15 protein-coding genes and 1 riboswitch are annotated in these 16413 nt (G+C 68.9%); of the genes, 9 read left to right on the top strand and 6 right to left on the bottom strand.

Annotation, left to right across the window (positions count from 1 at the left end; genetic code table 11):
• Nucleotides 1–21 precede the first annotated feature (21 nt).
• A riboswitch (FMN riboswitch) is annotated at nucleotides 22–183 on the top strand.
• 89 nt (nucleotides 184–272) lie between these two features.
• Entirely contained in the window at nucleotides 273–785 is a 513-nt protein-coding gene (locus tag QTI45_RS03265) for a 6,7-dimethyl-8-ribityllumazine synthase (RefSeq protein WP_286367320.1), read from the top strand.
• 9 nt (nucleotides 786–794) lie between these two features.
• Here QTI45_RS03265 and QTI45_RS03260 read toward each other — a convergent pair whose 3' ends face one another.
• On the bottom strand, nucleotides 795–1553 hold the full coding sequence (locus QTI45_RS03260; RefSeq protein WP_286653477.1) for a sulfite exporter TauE/SafE family protein: 759 nt from the start codon (nucleotides 1551–1553) through the stop codon (nucleotides 795–797).
• A 25-nt stretch (nucleotides 1554–1578) separates the two neighbouring features.
• A complete protein-coding gene (locus QTI45_RS03255) occupies nucleotides 1579–2817 on the bottom strand; it encodes an MFS transporter (protein ID WP_286653476.1) in 1239 nt (412 codons plus the stop codon).
• Between the two features lie 89 nt (nucleotides 2818–2906).
• Between QTI45_RS03255 and QTI45_RS03250 the strand changes: the two genes are divergently transcribed.
• Complete coding sequence (locus QTI45_RS03250; RefSeq protein ID WP_286367317.1) at nucleotides 2907–3737, top strand: AraC family transcriptional regulator; 831 nt, start codon at nucleotides 2907–2909, stop codon at nucleotides 3735–3737.
• Between the two features lie 102 nt (nucleotides 3738–3839).
• Entirely contained in the window at nucleotides 3840–5552 is a 1713-nt protein-coding gene (locus tag QTI45_RS03245) for a SulP family inorganic anion transporter (RefSeq protein ID WP_286653475.1), read from the top strand.
• Here QTI45_RS03245 and arfB read toward each other — a convergent pair.
• Nucleotides 5521–5934 (bottom strand): alternative ribosome rescue aminoacyl-tRNA hydrolase ArfB, encoded by a 414-nt coding sequence (arfB, locus tag QTI45_RS03240; RefSeq protein WP_286653474.1) that lies wholly within the window; start codon nucleotides 5932–5934, stop codon nucleotides 5521–5523. The two genes, QTI45_RS03245 and arfB, sit on opposite strands and share 32 nt — an antisense overlap.
• 3 nt (nucleotides 5935–5937) lie before the next feature.
• Nucleotides 5938–6627: a TetR/AcrR family transcriptional regulator gene (locus QTI45_RS03235; protein ID WP_286653473.1), complete on the bottom strand. Its 690-nt coding sequence runs from the start codon at nucleotides 6625–6627 to the stop codon at nucleotides 5938–5940.
• A 117-nt stretch (nucleotides 6628–6744) separates the two neighbouring features.
• On the opposite strand from QTI45_RS03235, the gene QTI45_RS03230 reads away from it, so the two are divergent.
• The 6 genes from QTI45_RS03230 to QTI45_RS03205 are packed head-to-tail and all read left to right on the top strand — an operon-like array spanning nucleotide 6745 to nucleotide 13362.
• Nucleotides 6745–7608, top strand: coding sequence for an ABC transporter ATP-binding protein (locus QTI45_RS03230; protein WP_286653472.1), 864 nt, complete (start codon nucleotides 6745–6747; stop codon nucleotides 7606–7608).
• Nucleotides 7605–8486, top strand: coding sequence for a branched-chain amino acid ABC transporter permease (locus tag QTI45_RS03225; protein ID WP_286367312.1), 882 nt, complete (start codon nucleotides 7605–7607; stop codon nucleotides 8484–8486). Before QTI45_RS03230 ends, QTI45_RS03225 begins: the two co-directional genes overlap by 4 nt.
• Nucleotides 8486–9523 (top strand): branched-chain amino acid ABC transporter permease, encoded by a 1038-nt coding sequence (locus tag QTI45_RS03220; RefSeq protein WP_286653471.1) that lies wholly within the window; start codon nucleotides 8486–8488, stop codon nucleotides 9521–9523. Before QTI45_RS03225 ends, QTI45_RS03220 begins: the two co-directional genes overlap by 1 nt.
• 23 nt (nucleotides 9524–9546) lie before the next feature.
• On the top strand, nucleotides 9547–10725 hold the full coding sequence (locus QTI45_RS03215; RefSeq protein WP_286653470.1) for an ABC transporter substrate-binding protein: 1179 nt from the start codon (nucleotides 9547–9549) through the stop codon (nucleotides 10723–10725).
• A 4-nt stretch (nucleotides 10726–10729) separates the two neighbouring features.
• Nucleotides 10730–11548 (top strand): ABC transporter ATP-binding protein, encoded by an 819-nt coding sequence (locus tag QTI45_RS03210; protein ID WP_286367309.1) that lies wholly within the window; start codon nucleotides 10730–10732, stop codon nucleotides 11546–11548.
• Nucleotides 11545–13362, top strand: coding sequence for an AMP-dependent synthetase/ligase (locus QTI45_RS03205; RefSeq protein WP_286653469.1), 1818 nt, complete (start codon nucleotides 11545–11547; stop codon nucleotides 13360–13362). The genes QTI45_RS03210 and QTI45_RS03205 overlap by 4 nt, the downstream gene beginning before the upstream one ends.
• 4 nt (nucleotides 13363–13366) lie before the next feature.
• Here QTI45_RS03205 and QTI45_RS03200 read toward each other — a convergent pair whose 3' ends face one another.
• Both QTI45_RS03200 and clpB read right to left on the bottom strand, forming a co-directional pair.
• The gene (locus QTI45_RS03200) at nucleotides 13367–13705 is read right to left on the bottom strand and encodes a hypothetical protein (protein ID WP_286507480.1); all 339 of its coding nucleotides are present in this window, start codon (nucleotides 13703–13705) and stop codon (nucleotides 13367–13369) included.
• 5 nt (nucleotides 13706–13710) lie between these two features.
• Nucleotides 13711–16332, bottom strand: coding sequence for an ATP-dependent chaperone ClpB (gene clpB / locus QTI45_RS03195; protein WP_286367306.1), 2622 nt, complete (start codon nucleotides 16330–16332; stop codon nucleotides 13711–13713).
• Between the last annotated feature and the right edge of the window lie 81 nt (nucleotides 16333–16413).

Below are 16413 nucleotides of genomic sequence, written 5' to 3'. Positions count from 1 at the left end.
GCTGCGGCGCAAGCCGGAGCCAAGCGTTCTCAGGGCGGGGTGCGATTCCCCACCGGCGGTAATGGCGGCGACGAAAAGCCGCACAAGCCCGCGAGCGCCTGCGGCGATCTCATCGCCGCAGGGTCAGCAGACCCGGTGCGATCCCGGGGCCGACGGTCACAGTCCGGATGAAAGAGAGCGCGACCCCGCTGCAGGGGCCGGTGCGTTCGCGTGCCGGCTTCCGCGTTCGGGTTCGTGCGCCCTGATTCAGGAAATCCTTGCAAAGGCAACCCATGAGTCAGATCAACGACCTTCCCCTCTCCGCCGTTCCCGCCGCCGATGCACCGCGCGGCCAGCGCATCGCCTTCGTGCAGGCGCAATGGCATTCGGACATCGTCCACCAGGCCCGCGACGCCTTCCTGGCCGAGATGAAGCGCCTGGGCGTGCCGGTCGACACCATCGACGTGTTCGACGTCCCCGGCGCCTTCGAGATCCCTCTGCATGCCAAGCGCCTCGCAAGCTCGGGCCGCTATGCCGCGATCGTGGGCTGCGCACTGGTGGTCGACGGCGGCATCTACCGCCACGACTTCGTCGCCAGCACGGTCGTCGACTCGCTGATGACGGTGCAGCTCGAGACCGGCGTGCCGGTGCTGTCGGCAGTGCTCACGCCGCACCACTTCCACGAGCATGTGGAGCATCGCAAGTACTTCCACCGGCACTTCGCGATCAAGGGCACCGAAGCCGCCGAAGCCTGCGTGAAGACCATCGAGGGCCTGCGCCGCGTCGATGCGCTGATCGCCGCCTGAGCGGCGAACTCAGCCCGCGCGCACCGCGAGCGCCGGCAGCGACGACGCCAGCAGCGCAACGCCCGAGGCGGTCAGCAGTCCCAGAACCAGGTTGCGGAACGCCGTTTCGCTGATGCCGGCGTAGAGCCGGGCGCCGAGCAGCACCGGCAGCAGCACCGCGCCCGCCACGATGCCGAACAGCGGCAGCATCGACAGGCGCACGTTGCCCGCCGCCAGGTGGATCGCGAAGGACACCGCGAGCATCGCGAGATTGAAGTTCTGGACCACCGCGCGGCTGGCGTCCTTGGGCATGCCGCGCACCGTGCACCAGAGCGTCGGGATGGCGCCGGAGAAACCCGCGACGCCGCTGCAGACACCGCCCAGCAGGCCCGACACGCCATCGGCCGTGCGGCCGCCGGCCTGGATCTTCGGCAGGCTGCGCGCCATCAGCATGGCCGGGCACCAGATCACCAGGAGGCCGCCGACGCAGGCCTTGAACAGCGGGACGTCGAGGTGCGGCAGCAGCCAGACGCCCAGCGGCACGCCGGCCAGACCGCCGACCAGGAAGGGCCACAGGGTGGGCCAGTCGAAGCCGCGGCGCACCGTGACCGCGGCGATCAGCTGCCCGACGAGGGCGCCGAACACCGCCAGCATGGCGGCGACCAGCGGGTCCACGGCCCAGGCCCAGAACGACATCGCGACCAGTCCGAAGGCAAAGCCCGACAGGCCCTGCACGAAGCCGGCCACAAGCGCGCCGAGCGCGACGATCAGGTAGATCGAACTGGACAAGGCGTGAGTGAGGCCGGCGCCGCCTTCAGGCGGAGGCAGGCACCAGCGCTTCGCGGCGCACGCGCCGGACGTTGAAAGCGCTGGCGATCAGCACGCCCTGCACCACCGCCAGCCCGACGATCACGCTGGCGTACTGGCCATGGTCCATCAGGCGGCCGAAGATCAGCGGCGCCACGGCCTGGCCGATGTCCAGCCCGGCGTAGACCACGCCGTAGACCCGGCCGGTCGCGTTGGCCGGCGTCGATCGCTTGACCAGCAGGTCCCGCGACGGCCCGGCGATGCCCGAGGCGAAGCCCATGGCGCCGAACATCACCGGGACCAGCACCGGCGCGAAGTCGGCCAGCGCCAGTACCAGGGCGATCGCCGCCGCCACGCCGAAGCCGGCGCCGACCACGCGCTCGCAGCGTGCCGGGTCGGAGGCCAGGAAACCGCCCACCACCATGCCGCCCGCGCTGGCGACCATGTAGATGGTCAGGCACATCGCGATCAGTGCCACCGGGACCTGGTGCAGGTGCCCGGCCGCGGAAGGCGCGAAGGTCTGCACCACGCTCAGCGCCATGGCATAGAAGAAGAAGAAGCCGAAGCACATCCAGACCGCGGGAATTCGGAGGAAGGCGAACTCGCCGCCTGCGGGTGCCGCGCCGGTCGTGCTGCGAACCTCCTTGACTTCGAGCGACAGGACACTGCGGTTGAGCCACAGGACCAGCAACACCAGCACCGCCACCCCGCCGCCCGTCGCGAGCGCCACGCGCCAGCCGAAGGCCAGCGCCAGCGGAACCATCAGGGCCGGCGCCACCGCCCATCCGAGGCTGCCCGTGATGCCATGCACGCTGTAGGCATGGCCCAGCCGCGTCGGCGCCACCTTGCGGTTGAACAGCGTGTAGTCGACCGGATGGAACACACCGTTGCCGACGCCCGCGATCACGGCCGCACCGAGCAGCATCCAGTAGTTCTGGGCGATCGCATAGCCGAAGCCGGCCAGGGCCAGCAGCGCCAGCCCGACGAACAGGACCGGCCGCGGGCCGAGCTTGTCGACGATGAAACCCGAGGCGGCCTGCACCACGCACGAGACCACGAAGAACACGGTCAGGACGGCGCCGAGTTGGGTGTAGCTGACGTCGAAGGCATCCTTCAGCCAGGGAAACAGCGGCGCCAGCAGCAACTGGCTGAAATGGCTGACCGCATGCGCCAGGCCGACGAGGCCGATCAGCTTGACGTCGGAACTCACGGGCGGCGAGGCGCTGGAAAGGGAATCGGATGACATGGATTGCTACAAGAAACTGGCTCGGGTGTCGATCCTAAGCCGGCCGGCCGCGGCAGAATGGCGATACAGAGACAAGATTTGTCGAATTCATGCCGCTCATCGATGAACTGCCCGCGCCCACCAACAGCGTCGGCCCGCTCACGCCCCATCTCTATTCGCCCGACGCGCTGCGTCCGCTGCGGGCCAAGGAGCATTTCCTCAGCGCCGACACGCGGGTCGAGCTGCACCGCCACCCCTGGCCGCAACTGACCTTCTCGACCCGCGGCGTGATCCGGCTGAGCACCGAGGACGGCAGCTACATCGTGCCGCCTTCGCGCGCGCTCTGGGTGCCGGCCGACATGTCGCACAGCGTCTCCGTGATCGAGGACGCCGAACTGCGCACCGTGTACCTGCACAGCTGGCTCGGTCCGGCCTGGGAGCGCTGCGAGGTGCTCGAGATCAGCCCCTTGCTGCGCGCGCTGATGCTGGCGCTGGACACCACGCCCGACGGCCTGCCGCCCACCGACCCGCACGCGGCGCAGCGCGAGCGCTGGATCGCGCCGCTGCTGGTCGACGAGCTCGAGCGCGCCACCCAGATCCGCATCGACGTGCCGCTGCCCTCCGACAAGCGCCTGCGCCAGCTGTGCGAGGCGCTGCTGCGCAATCCGGCGAACCGGGCCACGCTGGCCGAGCGGGCGCAGCAGATCGGCGCCAGCGAGCGCACCGTGGCGCGCCTCTTTCGCGACCAGCTCGGCATGAGTTGGCAGGCGTGGCGCCAACAGGCCGTGCTGGCGCATGCGCTGCCGCTGCTGGCACGCGGCATGGCCGTGAGCCAGGTGGCGTCGGCCAGCGGCTATGCGACCGACAGCGCCTTCTGCGCGATGTTCAAGGCCGCGACCGGCCAGTCGCCGACCGCGTTCCAGCACAAGAAGCGCAGCTGAGGGTCTCCTGGCCGACCGGCGCACGATGCACAGCGCCGGCCGGCCGCCGGCGCTTTCGTATCATCGGCGCGTGCATTCCCCAATTTCCCGCGGCCCGCGCCCATGGCCCTGACCCGCGACCCACTCGAGCGCTGGCTTCCCTTCCTGGCCTGGCCGCGTCCCGACCGGGCACTGCTCGTCAACGAGGCGGCCGCGGGCCTCACCGTGGCGCTGATGGTCATCCCGCAAGGCGTCGCCTATGCGGCGCTGGCCGGCATGCCGCTGGTGACCGGCGTCTACGCCGCGCTGCTGCCGGCATTGGTCGCACTGCTGTTCAGCTCTTCCGCGCGCTTGTCGGTGGGGCCCACTGCGCTGACCAGTCTGCTGGTCGGCGCCTCGCTGGCACCGCTGGCGATCCCGGGCAGCCGCGAATGGGTGGCGTATGCGGTCTGGCTCACGCTGCTGTCGGGCCTGATGCAGGTGGCGTTGGGCGCAGCGCGCTTCGGCTGGGTGCTGCGGATGGTCAATTCGCCGGTGCTGATGGGCTTCACGCAGGGCGCGGCGGTGCTGATCACGCTGTCGCAGCTGCCGGCGCTGCTGGGCTACACCGGCCGATCGGTGGCGCAGCTGATGCACGGCCCGCTGCCCGACCTGGTGGCGATCGCCTTCGGACTCGGCGGCATGGCGTCGCTGTGGATCGGCAAGCGCTTCGCGCCGCGCTTTCCGACCACCATGGGCCTGGTCGCGGCCGCCGCGGCGATCAGCGCCGCGGTCGGCTATGCGCTGAACGGAGGCGCCGTGATCGGCAAGCTGCCCTCGGGCCTGCCGCACTTCTACTGGCCAGGCGGCCTCACTGTCAACGAGCTCGGCAACCTGCTGCTGCCGGCTTTCCTGATCACGCTGGTGAGCTTTCTCGAGACCGCATCGAGCGCCAAGGTCGACAACGCCCGCGCCGGCAAGCTCTGGAACGAGAACCAGGACCTGATCGGCCAGGGCCTGGGCAAGATCGCATCGGGGCTGACCGGCTCGTTCCCGACCAGCTCCTCCTTCTCGCGCTCGGCCATCACGCTCTATGCCGGCGCCAAGACGCAATGGGCCACGCTCTTCAGTGTCGCCGTGGTCGCCGCCGCGCTGCTGTGGGCCATGCCATTGCTCTACCACGTGCCGCAGGCGGTGCTGGCCGCGATCGTCGCCACCGCCACCATCGGCCTGCTGCGGCCCTCGGCCTTCGTCGCGCTGTGGCGCATCTCCCGCATCGAGGCGGCGATCGCGCTCGGCACCTTCGCGCTGACCATCGCGACTGCGCCGTCGATCTACTGGGGCGTGCTGGGCGGCCTGCTGGCGGCGCTGGCGCACTACATGTACCGCCATCTGCATCCGCGCATCATCGAGGTCGGCCTGCACCCGGACGGCAGCCTGCGCGACCGCCACCTGTGGCACCTTCCACCGCTGGCGCCCGACCTCTACGCGCTGCGCATGGACGCCGAACTCGACTTCGCCTCGGCCAGCACGCTGGAGCGCGCGATCACGGTCGCGCTGGCCCAGCGGCCGGGCCTCACCGACGTCTGCCTGTTCGCCTACCCGATCAACCGCATCGACATCACGGGCGCCGAGGTCTTCGGCAGCATCCGCCGCCTGCTCGAGTCGCAGGGCGTGCGGCTGCACATCTCGGGACTGAAGCTGCCGGCGCAGCAGGTGCTCGAGCGCGCCGGGCTGCTGGCGCCGGGACCGCTGCTGTTCAGCTACCGGACCGATGGGGAAGCGCTGGCGGCGCTCTCGCGGCCGGTGAGCGCGCCGGTGTCGCTCAGTCCTTCACCCGCCCCCGCAGGCTCTTGATCTCCGAGCGCTGGCTCTTGCCCTCGAGCCGGCGCTGCCTGGAGCCATAGCTCGGCTTGGTGGCGCGCCGCACGCGCGGCGGCTCGGCAACGCCATCGACCAGCTCCTGCAGTCGCGCCAGCGCATCGGCGCGGTTCATGTCCTGGCTGCGATGGCGCTGCGCCTTGAGCACCAGCACGCCCTCCTGCGTGATGCGGCTGTCGCGCAAGGCGAGCAGCCGCTCCTTGACGCCGTCCGGCAGCGAACTCGCAGGAATGTCGTAGCGCAGGTGCACCGCGCTCGAGACCTTGTTGACGTTCTGGCCGCCCGCGCCCTGGGCCCGGATCGCGCTGAACTCGACTTCGAGCGGATCGATGAGGACAGGCGGGCGCGGCGTGGACATCCGCTATTTTGACTTGCGCACCGCAGGCTTCTTCGGAATCCTCTTCGGCGACGGGTCCCGCTGCTGCACGCCCGACATGAGCAGCGCGATGCTCTGGTCGGCGATCTCGTCCGGATCGAGCCCGCCGTCGGGCCGGTACCAGCGCCCGATCCAGCTCAGCGCGCCGGCCAGCACGAAGGCGGCCATCTTGGGATCGCAGGGCGCCAGCGAGCCTTCGGCGATGCCGTCGGCGATGAGGCGGCGGAACTCGCCGTCGATGCCGGCCTTGAGCCGCCGCAGCTCCTTGCGCCGCGGCGCCGGCAGCGGGTCTTCTCCGATCCGGATCACGCACATGCCGAAGTCCATCGTCACGATGCGCGAGTAGATGCGCATGCACGCCATCAGCTGGTCGATCGCGCTGCCGCCGGCGCGCCGGACTTCGTCGATGCCCTGCTGCATCATGCCCAGCGCGGTGCGCACGCACTCGAGCAGGATGTCGTCCTTGCTCTTCACGTAGTAGTAGAGCGTGGGCTTGCTGACGTGCAGCTGCTCGGCGATGTCGTCGAGCGAAGTGGCGTGGTAGCCGCGCTCGTTGAAGAGGCGCGCCGCCGTCTGCAGCACGGCATTGCGCTTGGCCTCGCGCTGCTGCGCGCGAGCGCCGGCCGGCTTCCAGGGCGAGGCCGCGGGGGGCTTGGGCGAGTTTCTTGTGGCCATGGATGTGGGCGCCCGGGAAAGTCCCGATGCCGCCGGCGGGCGCGGCATCGAACATTACCGGCGAGTAGAAATTCTACGCATGGGTAACCCCGCATTCTTCCGCGCAAACCCTGATCGATGCCTGACATCCTGCCGAACCCCGCCGCAGCCGCGCCGCCCAGCCCCGTGCTGCAGGTCGAGTCGCTCACGCTCGCCTTCGGCGGCGTGCGGGCGCTGAGCGGCGTCGGCTTCGAGGTCGCGCCCGGCTCGATCACGGCCGTGATCGGCCCCAACGGCGCCGGCAAGACCTCGCTGTTCAACACCATCTCGGGCTTCTACCGCCCTGGCACCGGCCGGGTGCTGTTCGAGGGCCGCGACATCACGACGCTGCCGGCGCCGCAGCGGGCCCGGCTCGGCCTCGCGCGCAGCTTCCAGAACATCGCGCTGTTCCGCGGCATGACGGTGCTCGACAACATCAAGCTCGGGCGCCACGCGCACCTCCGGTCCAACGTCTTCGATGCCCTGCTCTACCTGGGCCGGGCGCGGCGCGAAGAAGCCGAGCTGCGCCGCGAGGTCGAGGAACGCATCATCGACTTCCTCGAGATCGACCACATCCGCCATGCGCCGGTCTCGGCCCTGCCCTACGGCCTGCAGAAGCGGGTCGAGATGGCGCGCGCGCTGGCGATGCAGCCGCGCGTGCTGATGCTCGACGAGCCGGTCGCCGGCATGAACCGCGAAGAGACCGAGGACATGGCGCGCTTCATCCTCGACGTGCGCGACGAGTGGGGCGTGACCGTGCTGATGGTCGAGCACGACATGGGCATGGTGATGGACCTGTCGGACCATGTGGTGGTGCTCAACTTCGGCCAGGTCATCGCGCAGGGAGCGCCGGCGGCGGTACAGGCCGATCCCGAGGTGATCCGGGCCTACCTCGGCGCCGGCGACGTCGCCGCCTTGCGCGACAGGCTGCGCGGTGCGGCAACCACGGCGGCGCAGGCATGATGGACTGGGCCTACCTGTTCGAGATCGCGCTCAATGGCGTCGCCAGCGGCGGCCTCTATGCGCTGGCCGCCCTGGCCTTCGTGCTGGTCTACAAGGCCACGCGTGTGGTCAACATCGCGATCGGCGAGATGCTGATGATCGGCGCCTACCTGTTCTTCGCCTTCGCCGCCAGTTTCTCGCTGCCGATCTGGCTCGCGGTGCTGGGCGCGGTGCTGGGCACCGGCCTGCTCGGCGCGGTGGTCGAGCGCACCATGATCCGGCCGCTGCTGGGCGAGCCGCCGATCTCGGTCTTCATGGTCACGGTCGGGCTGGCCTCGATCCTGGTCGGCCTGGTCGAGATCGTCTGGACCGCCGACCAGCGCCGCCTGCCCGAGTTCCTGCCGAAGACGCCGGTGATGATCGGCGACGCCTTCCTGGCGCCCAAGGTGGCCTACGGCGCCCTGGTGGCCCTGGTGCTGATCGTGCTGGTGCTGCTGGTGTTCCGCTTCTGGCGCGGCGGCGTCGCGCTGCGCGCCACCGCCTCCGACCAGGCCGCCGCCTACTCGATGGGCATCAACGTGCCGCGCGTGTTCTCGCTCGCCTGGGTGGCTTCGGCCATGATCGCGGCGGTCGCCGGCATCATCGTCGGCGCCATCGGCGGCATCTCGTCGTCGATGGGCGTGTTCGGCCTCTCGGTGCTGGTGGTGGTGATCGTCGGCGGCCTCGACAGCGTGCTCGGCGCGCTGGTCGGCGGCGTCTTCATCGGGCTGGTGGAGGCCTTGGCGGGCTCCTACCTGGGCGGCGAATTCAAGCTGCTGGCGACCTTCGTGGTGCTGGTCGTCGTGCTGATGATCCGGCCCTACGGCCTGTTCGGCACGCACGAAATAGAAAGACTCTGATGCGCATCGGCACCCTCAAGCAGAGCTACGTCGCCGACGCCGCGCTGTTCGACTCGCGCACGCAGAAGACCTGGCTGGCGCTCGGCGCCGCCTTGCTGCTGCTGTTCCCGTTCACGGCCAGCGACTACTGGCTCTACCTCGCCTGCCTGGTCGCGATCAATGTCGCGAGCGCCACCGGGCTCAACATCCTGACCGGCTACACCGGGCTCGTGAGCCTCGGGCAAGCCGCCTTCATGGGGCTCGGCGCCTACACCGTCGCGATCATGCAGACCCGCCTGGGCACGCCCTTCCTGCTCAACCTGGCGGCCGGGGGCGTGGTGGCGATGCTCGGCGGCCTGGTGGTCGGCATTCCCTCGCTGCGGGTCAAGGGCCTCTACCTCGCGATCGCGACCATCGCGGCCTCCTTCATCACCCACTTCCTGTTCGCCAACCTCAAGCTCACGGGCGGCACTTCCGGGCTCTCGCTGCCGCCGGCTCAGCTGTTCGGGGTCGCGCTCGACACCTCGTTCCGGCTCTACTGGGTGATCCTGCCGGTCACGCTGCTGATGGTGCTGGGTGCCGCCAACCTGTTCCGCACCCGCATCGGCCGCGCCTTCATCGCGATCCGCGACCGCGACATCTCGGCCGAGGTGCTGGGCATCCCGCTGTTGCGCTACAAGCTGCTGTCCTTCGGTCTGTCGTCCTTCTACGCCGGCGTGGCCGGCGGCCTGTGGGCCTACTTCTTCCGGGTCGTCACGCCCGAGAGCTTTCCGCTCCTGATGTCGATCTTCTTCCTGGCCGCGATCATCGTCGGCGGCATGGGAACGATCCTCGGCGGCATCCTCGGCGCGGTCTTCATGACGATGGTGCCCGAGCTGCTCAAGCTGGTGTTCGACCTGCTGCCCGGGGGCACCGAGGCGACCGTCTTCCTGTCGCCGGTGCGCACGGTCGTCTTCGGCCTGCTGATCGTCGGCTTTCTGGTGTTCGAGCCGCACGGGCTCGCAGAAGTGTGGCGGCGCATTCGCCGCTTTTTCCATCTGTGGCCATTCAAGACCTAGGCCGCCTCAAGCAAGGAGACATCATGAAATCACAACCCGCATCGGCACGCCGCCGCACCCTGCTGCTCGCGGCTTCGGCCGCCCTGGCCGCGCCGCTGGCGGTGCACGCCCAGGCCGAGGACATCGTGATCGGCGGCTCGATCCCGATGACCGGCGTCTTCGCCTTCGCCGGCATCGGCATCAACGCCGGCATCGCCGACTACGTGAAGATCGTCAACGACGCCGGCGGCATCAAGGGCCGGAAGCTGCGCTACGTGCCCGAGGACACCGGCTACAAGGTCGACGCCTCGGTCGCCGCCTTCAAGAAGATCACGAGCCAGAACAAGGTCAACCTCTACTACGGCGACTCGACCGGCTTCGCCAAGACCATCAACCCCGAGCTCGACCGCAGCGGCCAGATCCTGATGGCCGGCGCCTCGTTCGCGACCGAGCTCAACGACCCGGCCAAGTACCCGAACCAGTTCCTGGTCGGGCCCGACTACACCGAGATGTTCGGCATCCTCCTGAAGCACATCGCCAAGGAGAAGCCCGGCGCCAAGGTGGCCTTCGTCTACTCCGACTCCGAGTTCGGCCGCGACCCGATCGAGGCCAGCGAAGCGATGGCGAAGAAGCTCGGCCTCACGGTGCCGGTCAAGCTCATGACGCCGCCCGGCAGCGTCGACGTCTCGACCGAGGTCATCAAGCTGCGCCGCGCCAACCCCGACTACACGATCTTCCACGGCTACATCCTGGCGCCGATCCCCGAGTTCGTGCAGCAGGGCAAGCAGATGGGCATGACCAGCAAGTGGATGGGCACCTTCTGGACCATGGACAGCTCGACCGTGATGAAGATGGGCGAGGCCGGCGACGGCTTCATGGGCGTGATGCCCTACCGCTACTACTACGACACCTCGGCCAAGTCGCCGATGCTCGAGAAGATCCGCCAGCTGCGCCCGGAGTACCAGAGCACGGCCTACACGCAGGGCTTCCTGACCGCGATGCTGTTCACCGAGGCCGCCAAGCGCACGCTCGACGCCGGCAAGCCGCTCGACGGCAAGAACCTCAAGGCGGCTCTCAACACCATCAAGGACTTCGACACCGGCGGCCTGATCGGCGTGCCGATCACGATCAAGGGCAACTCGATCCCGGTCGGGCGCGTGTACACGGCCGACATGAAGGCACAGAAAATGGTGCCGTCGTCCGACTGGATCAAGCTGGACTGACGCGATGGACGGTGCGGCGGCGGACCTGGTCCTCGATGTGAACAACATCGAGGTGGTCTACAACAAGGTGGTGCAGGTGCTGCGCGGCCTGTCGCTGGCCGTGCCGCGCGGCGAGATCGTGGCGCTGCTCGGCAGCAACGGGGCTGGCAAGTCGACCACGCTGAAGGCGGTGTCGGGGCTGCTGGCGCTCGAGGACGGCGAGCTGCAGGCCGGCCGCATCGCCTTCAACGGCGCCTCGACCGAGCGCGTGCCGCCGCAGCAGCTGGTGCGGCGCGGCCTGTGCCACGTCATGGAGGGCCGGCGCGTGTTCGAGGACCTCACGGTCGAGGAGAACCTGGTCGCCGCCACCTACGCCCACAGCGGCCGCGGCCCGGCGCCGCGCAACTTCGATGCCGTCTATGCCTACTTCCCGCGGCTGCACGAACGCCGCAAGGGCCTGGCCGGCTATCTGTCGGGCGGCGAGCAGCAGATGCTCGCGATCGGCCGCGCGCTGGTCGCCGAGCCGCAGCTGATCCTGCTCGACGAACCCTCGCTCGGGCTCTCGCCCAAGCTGGTCGAGGACATCTTCACGATCATCGCGCGCATCAACGCCGAGCGCGGCGTCTCGATGCTGCTGGTCGAGCAGAACGCCAGCGTGGCGCTGGCGGTCGCCCACCGGGGCTACATCATGGAGAACGGCAAGATCGTGATCGACGGCAGCGCCGAACGGCTCGCGGCCGACCCCGACGTGCGCGAGTTCTATCTCGGCGTGGGCGGCGGCGGCGAGGCGCGCAGCTTCCGCGGGCTCAAGCACTACAAGCGCCGCAAGCGCTGGCTCTCATGACCGGAACGCTCCCTGCCCTCACCCTGCCGCAGATGCTGCGCGAACAGGCGCGCACGCGGCCCGGGGCGATCGCGATCCGGCAGAAGGACTTCGGCATCTGGCAGCCGGTGAGCTGGGCCGACTACCACCGCCGCGCCAGCCACTTCGGACTCGGCCTGCGTGCGCTCGGGCTGCCGGCCGGCGGCCATCTGGGCATCCTGTCCGAGAACCGCATCGAATGGGTGCTGGCGCAGATGGGCGCCGGCCTGGTCGGCGCGGTCACGGTCGGCGTCTACCCGACCAGCCCGAGCAGCGAGATCGCCTACGTGGTCGCGCATGCCGACATCGAGCTGATCGTCTGCGAGGACCAGGAACAGACCGACAAGCTGATCGAGGCGCTCGACCGGCTGCCCCGCCTGCTGAAGATCATCGTGGTCGAGACCAAGGGGCTGCGCAGCCTCGATGCGTCGCTGCGCGGGCGCGTCATCAGCTTCGACGAGGTCGAGAAGGCCGGCGCCGCCGTCGCCGCGCGCGAAGGGCCGGCGCAGATCGACACCGCACTGCAGGCCCAGACGCTGGCCGACATCGGCCTCATGATCTACACCTCGGGCTCCACCGGAAAGCCCAAGGGCGCGATGATCTCCTGGCGCAACATCCGCGGCGTGGTCCCCGGCATCGTCGATCGCCTGGGCCTCGACCAGGACACCACGCACCTCTCGTACCTGCCGCTGTGCCACGTGGCCGAGCAGATGCTCTCGACCTTCGTACCGCTCTACCTCGGCTCCCAGGTCAACTTCGGCGAATCGATCCGCACGGTGCAGGAAGACCTGCGCGAGGTCGCCCCCACGATGTTCCTCGGCGTGCCCCGCATCTGGGAGAAGCTGCATGCCGGCATCAGCATCAAGATGCAGGAGGCCGGCCGCCTGCAGCGCGCGCTGTACCGGCGGGCGATGGCCGCCTGCGCGCCGCTGGCCGAGAAGCCGCGCAGCCGCTGGAGCCTCGGCGAGCGGGCCCGCTTCGCGCTGGCCTACTGGACCGTGCTGCGCGCCTTGCAGAATTTCATCGGGCTGCGCCGGGTCGAGGTCGCGCTGACCGGCGCGGCGCCGATACCGCCCGACGTGGTGCGCTTCTTCCGCACGCTCGGCGTGCCGCTGGTGGAGGTCTACGGCCTCACCGAATCGACCGGCATGATCACCGGCCACCACGGCGACCAGGTCAGGATCGGCACCGTCGGTCCGCCGATCCTGGGCACCCTGCACCGCATCGGCGCCGACGGCGAACTGCTGGTGCAGGGCGAGATGGTGTTCGAGGGCTACTACAAGAACCCGGAGGCCACCGCGGCGTCGATCCGCGACGGCTGGCTGCACACCGGCGACGTGGTGCGCGAGGAAGATGGCCAGCTGCGCATCGTCGACCGCCTGAAGGACATCATGATCACTGCCGGCGGCAAGAATCTGACGCCCTCGGAGATCGAGAACACGATGAAGGCCAGCCCCTTCATCAAGGAGTGCATCGTGGTGGCGGATGGCCGCAAGTTCGTCGGCGCGCTGGTGCAGATCGACTACGAGACCGTCGGCAAATGGGCCGAGGCCGAGCGGATTCCGTTCACGCATTTCCGCTCGCTGGTCGACCAGCCGCGGGTGCGCGAGCTGATCGATGCCGAGATCCAGCGCGGCAATGCGCAGCTGGCACAGGTCTCGCAGGTGCGGCGCCTCCACCTGCTGACCAAGGAGCTCGACCACGACGATGGCGAGGTCACCGCGACCATGAAGGTGCGGCGCGCCAGCATCTACCAGAGCTACGCGGGCGAGATCGAGGCCCTCTACGGCGCCTGATCGATCAGAGGGCGTCGTCGCGCGACACTGGCCGCGCCTGCACGTCGGTGACCACGCCCGGATCGCGCAGCCGCACCGGCGCGTCGGCCGCCTGCCCCTGGGCACGGGCGCCCGCGACGTCGGCCGCCGTCGGCTCGGCCGGCCGGCCGGCGGCCCGGAAGCGGTCGAAGCCGCCACGCGGGTCGAAGCGCATCACCCACGGCTGCACCGGCTTGCCGGTGAGCCGCGCCCAGGCGTAGCGCAGGCCCCAGACGGCCGCCAGCAGCAGCACGGCGACCGCCAGGCTGGCCGCGAAGACCAGGCCGAGCATGAAGAAGACGAGGCGAAGAAAGAAATTCAGCATCGTTCTTAGGATACGGCCTCGGCCAAGGGTTCCCGGTCATTGGTGAACGTGAACTGCCCCGGTGCCTGGATCGGATCGGTGCCGACGCTGATCGTGTCCTTGGGCCCGAAGCTGCCGTCAAGCAGCAGCTTCGACAGCGGATTCTCGATCCGCTGCTGGATCGCACGCTTCAGCGGCCGGGCACCGAACACCGGGTCGAAGCCGACCTTGGCGATCTCGGCCAGCGCCGCCGGCGACACTTCCAGCCCCAGGTCCATCTTGGCCAGGCGGTCCTTCAGCACCTTGAGCTGGATCGCTGCGATCGCCTCGATGTTCTTGGCGTCGAGCGCATGGAACACCACGGTCTCGTCGATGCGGTTCAGGAATTCAGGCCTGAAGTAGTTCTTGAGTTCGTCCCAGACCGCTTCCTTGATCTCCTCGGTCGGCTGGCCGACCATCGACTGGATGATCGGCGAGCCGATGTTGCTGGTCATCACGATCACCGTGTTCTTGAAGTTCACGGTGCGGCCCTGGCCATCGGTCAGGCGGCCGTCGTCGAGCACCTGCAGCAGCACGTTGAAGACGTCCGGATGGGCCTTCTCGACCTCGTCGAGCAGGAGCACGCTGTAGGGCTTGCGGCGCACCGCCTCGGTCAGGTAGCCGCCCTCCTCGTAGCCCACGTAGCCCGGCGGCGCGCCGATCAGGCGGGCGACCGAATGCTTCTCCATGAACTCGCTCATGTCGACGCGGATGAGGTGGTCTTCGCTGTCGAACAGGAAGCCCGCCAGCGCCTTGCACAGCTCGGTCTTGCCGACGCCCGTGGGGCCGAGGAACAGGAACGACCCGGTCGGGCGGTTCGGGTCCGACAGGCCCGAGCGCGAGCGGCGGATCGCGTTGGCGACCGCACCGATGGCCTCGTCCTGGCCGACCACGCGCTCGTGCAGCTTGCCTTCCATCATGAGCAGCTTGTCGCGCTCGCCCTGCATCAGCTTGGACACCGGGATGCCGGTGGCGCGCGCCACCACTTCGGCGATCTCCTCGGCGCCGACCTGCGTGCGCAGCAAGGTAGGCGCGCTCGACTTGCCCTTGCTGGCTTCGGTGTCCTGCGCTTCCTTGAGCCGCTTCTCGAGCCCCGGCAGCTTGCCGTACTGCAGCTCGGCGACCTTGTTGAAGTCGCCCTTGCTGGTGAACTCGGCGATCTGGAACTTGATCTTGTCGATCTCCTCGCGGATCTGCGCGCTGCCCTGGGCCTGGGCCTTCTCGGCCTGCCAGACCTCATCGAGGTCGGCGATCTCCTTTTGCAGCTTCGCGATGTCGTCCTCGATCAGGCCGAAGCGCTTCTGCGAAGCCTCGTCCTTCTCGCGGCGCACGGCTTCGCGCTCGATCTGCAGCTGGATCAGGCGGCGGTCGAGCCGGTCCATGACCTCGGGCTTGGAGTCCATCTCGATCTTGATCTTGGCCGCCGCCTCGTCGATCAGGTCGATCGCCTTGTCGGGCAGGAAGCGGTCCGTGATGTAGCGGTCGGACAGCTCGGCCGCGGCGACGATCGCCGGGTCGGTGATGTCGACGCCGTGGTGGACTTCGTACTTCTCCTTCAGGCCGCGCAGGATCGCGACCGTCGCCTCGACGCTCGGCTCGCCGACGAGGATCTTCTGGAAGCGGCGCTCCAGCGCGGCGTCCTTCTCGATGTACTTGCGGTATTCGTCGAGCGTGGTGGCGCCGACGCAGTGCAGCTCGCCGCGCGCCAGGGCGGGCTTGAGCATGTTGCCGGCGTCCATCGCGCCCTCGGCCTTGCCGGCGCCGACCATGGTGTGCAGCTCGTCGATGAAGACGATGGTCTGGCCTTCGTCCTTGGCGAGTTCGTTGAGCACGGTCTTCAGGCGCTCCTCGAATTCGCCGCGGAACTTGGCACCGGCCAGCAGCGCCGCCATGTCGAGCGACAGCACGCGCTTGCCCTTGAGCGAATCGGGCACCTCGCCGGCGACGATGCGCTGGGCCAGGCCCTCGACGATCGCGGTCTTGCCGACGCCGGGTTCGCCGATCAGCACCGGGTTGTTCTTGGTGCGGCGCTGAAGCACCTGGATGGCGCGGCGGATTTCCTCGTCGCGGCCGATCACGGGGTCGAGCTTGCCCAGGCGGGCGCGCTCGGTGAGGTCGAGGCAGTATTTCTTGAGGGCTTCGCGCTGGCCTTCGGCATCGGCGCTGTTGACGCCCTGGCCGCCGCGCACCGCATCGATCGCGGCTTCCAGCGACTTGCGGCTCACGCCGTTGCTGCGCGCGAGGGCGCCGATGTCGGCCTTGCTGTCGGCCACTGCGAGCAGGAACAGTTCGCTGGCAATGAACTGGTCATTGCGCTTGATCGATTCCTTCTCGGTCGCCTGCAGCAGCTTGCCCAGTTCGGGGCCGACCTGGACCTGGTCGTGGCCCTCGACCTGCGGCAGCTTCTTGATCGCTGCCTCGGCGGCCTGCAGCAGGCCCGGCACATTGGCGCCGGCCCGCTCGAGCAGTGCGCGCGGTCCATCGTCCTGGCGCAGCATGGCGACCAGCAGATGGACCGGTTCGATGTAGGCGTTGTCGTTGCCGAGGGCGAGCGACTGGGCATCGCCGAGGGCTTCCTGGAACTTGGTGGTGAGTTTGTCTTGTCGCATGGCTTGATTCCTGCATTCAAAATAGGGCCGTTCCGCGGCGATATCAAGACCGCCCGGATCTTATTCCTCACGCAATCAATT

This window comes from Variovorax saccharolyticus, assembly GCF_030316765.1.
In the GTDB taxonomy this organism is placed as follows: Bacteria; Pseudomonadota; Gammaproteobacteria; order Burkholderiales; family Burkholderiaceae_C; genus Variovorax; species Variovorax saccharolyticus.
This window is presented reverse-complemented; position numbering and strand designations above follow the sequence as displayed.

Excerpts from the sequence above, each read along its gene's own strand:
- QTI45_RS03230 (WP_286653472.1), top strand. The coding sequence starts at position 6,745 with ATGCCTGACATCCTGCCGAACCCCGCCGCAGCCGCGCCGCCCAGCCCC.
- QTI45_RS03215 (WP_286653470.1), top strand. The coding sequence starts at position 9,547 with ATGAAATCACAACCCGCATCGGCACGCCGCCGCACCCTGCTGCTCGCG.
- QTI45_RS03210 (WP_286367309.1), top strand. The coding sequence starts at position 10,730 with ATGGACGGTGCGGCGGCGGACCTGGTCCTCGATGTGAACAACATCGAG.
- QTI45_RS03265 (WP_286367320.1), top strand. The coding sequence starts at position 273 with ATGAGTCAGATCAACGACCTTCCCCTCTCCGCCGTTCCCGCCGCCGAT.
- QTI45_RS03205 (WP_286653469.1), top strand. The coding sequence starts at position 11,545 with ATGACCGGAACGCTCCCTGCCCTCACCCTGCCGCAGATGCTGCGCGAA.
- QTI45_RS03200 (WP_286507480.1), bottom strand. The coding sequence starts at position 13,705 with ATGCTGAATTTCTTTCTTCGCCTCGTCTTCTTCATGCTCGGCCTGGTC.
- QTI45_RS03250 (WP_286367317.1), top strand. The coding sequence starts at position 2,907 with ATGCCGCTCATCGATGAACTGCCCGCGCCCACCAACAGCGTCGGCCCG.
- QTI45_RS03220 (WP_286653471.1), top strand. The coding sequence starts at position 8,486 with ATGCGCATCGGCACCCTCAAGCAGAGCTACGTCGCCGACGCCGCGCTG.
- QTI45_RS03245 (WP_286653475.1), top strand. The coding sequence starts at position 3,840 with ATGGCCCTGACCCGCGACCCACTCGAGCGCTGGCTTCCCTTCCTGGCC.
- QTI45_RS03235 (WP_286653473.1), bottom strand. The coding sequence starts at position 6,627 with ATGGCCACAAGAAACTCGCCCAAGCCCCCCGCGGCCTCGCCCTGGAAG.
- QTI45_RS03255 (WP_286653476.1), bottom strand. The coding sequence starts at position 2,817 with ATGTCATCCGATTCCCTTTCCAGCGCCTCGCCGCCCGTGAGTTCCGAC.
- QTI45_RS03225 (WP_286367312.1), top strand. The coding sequence starts at position 7,605 with ATGATGGACTGGGCCTACCTGTTCGAGATCGCGCTCAATGGCGTCGCC.
- arfB (WP_286653474.1), bottom strand. The coding sequence starts at position 5,934 with ATGTCCACGCCGCGCCCGCCTGTCCTCATCGATCCGCTCGAAGTCGAG.
- clpB (WP_286367306.1), bottom strand. The coding sequence starts at position 16,332 with ATGCGACAAGACAAACTCACCACCAAGTTCCAGGAAGCCCTCGGCGAT.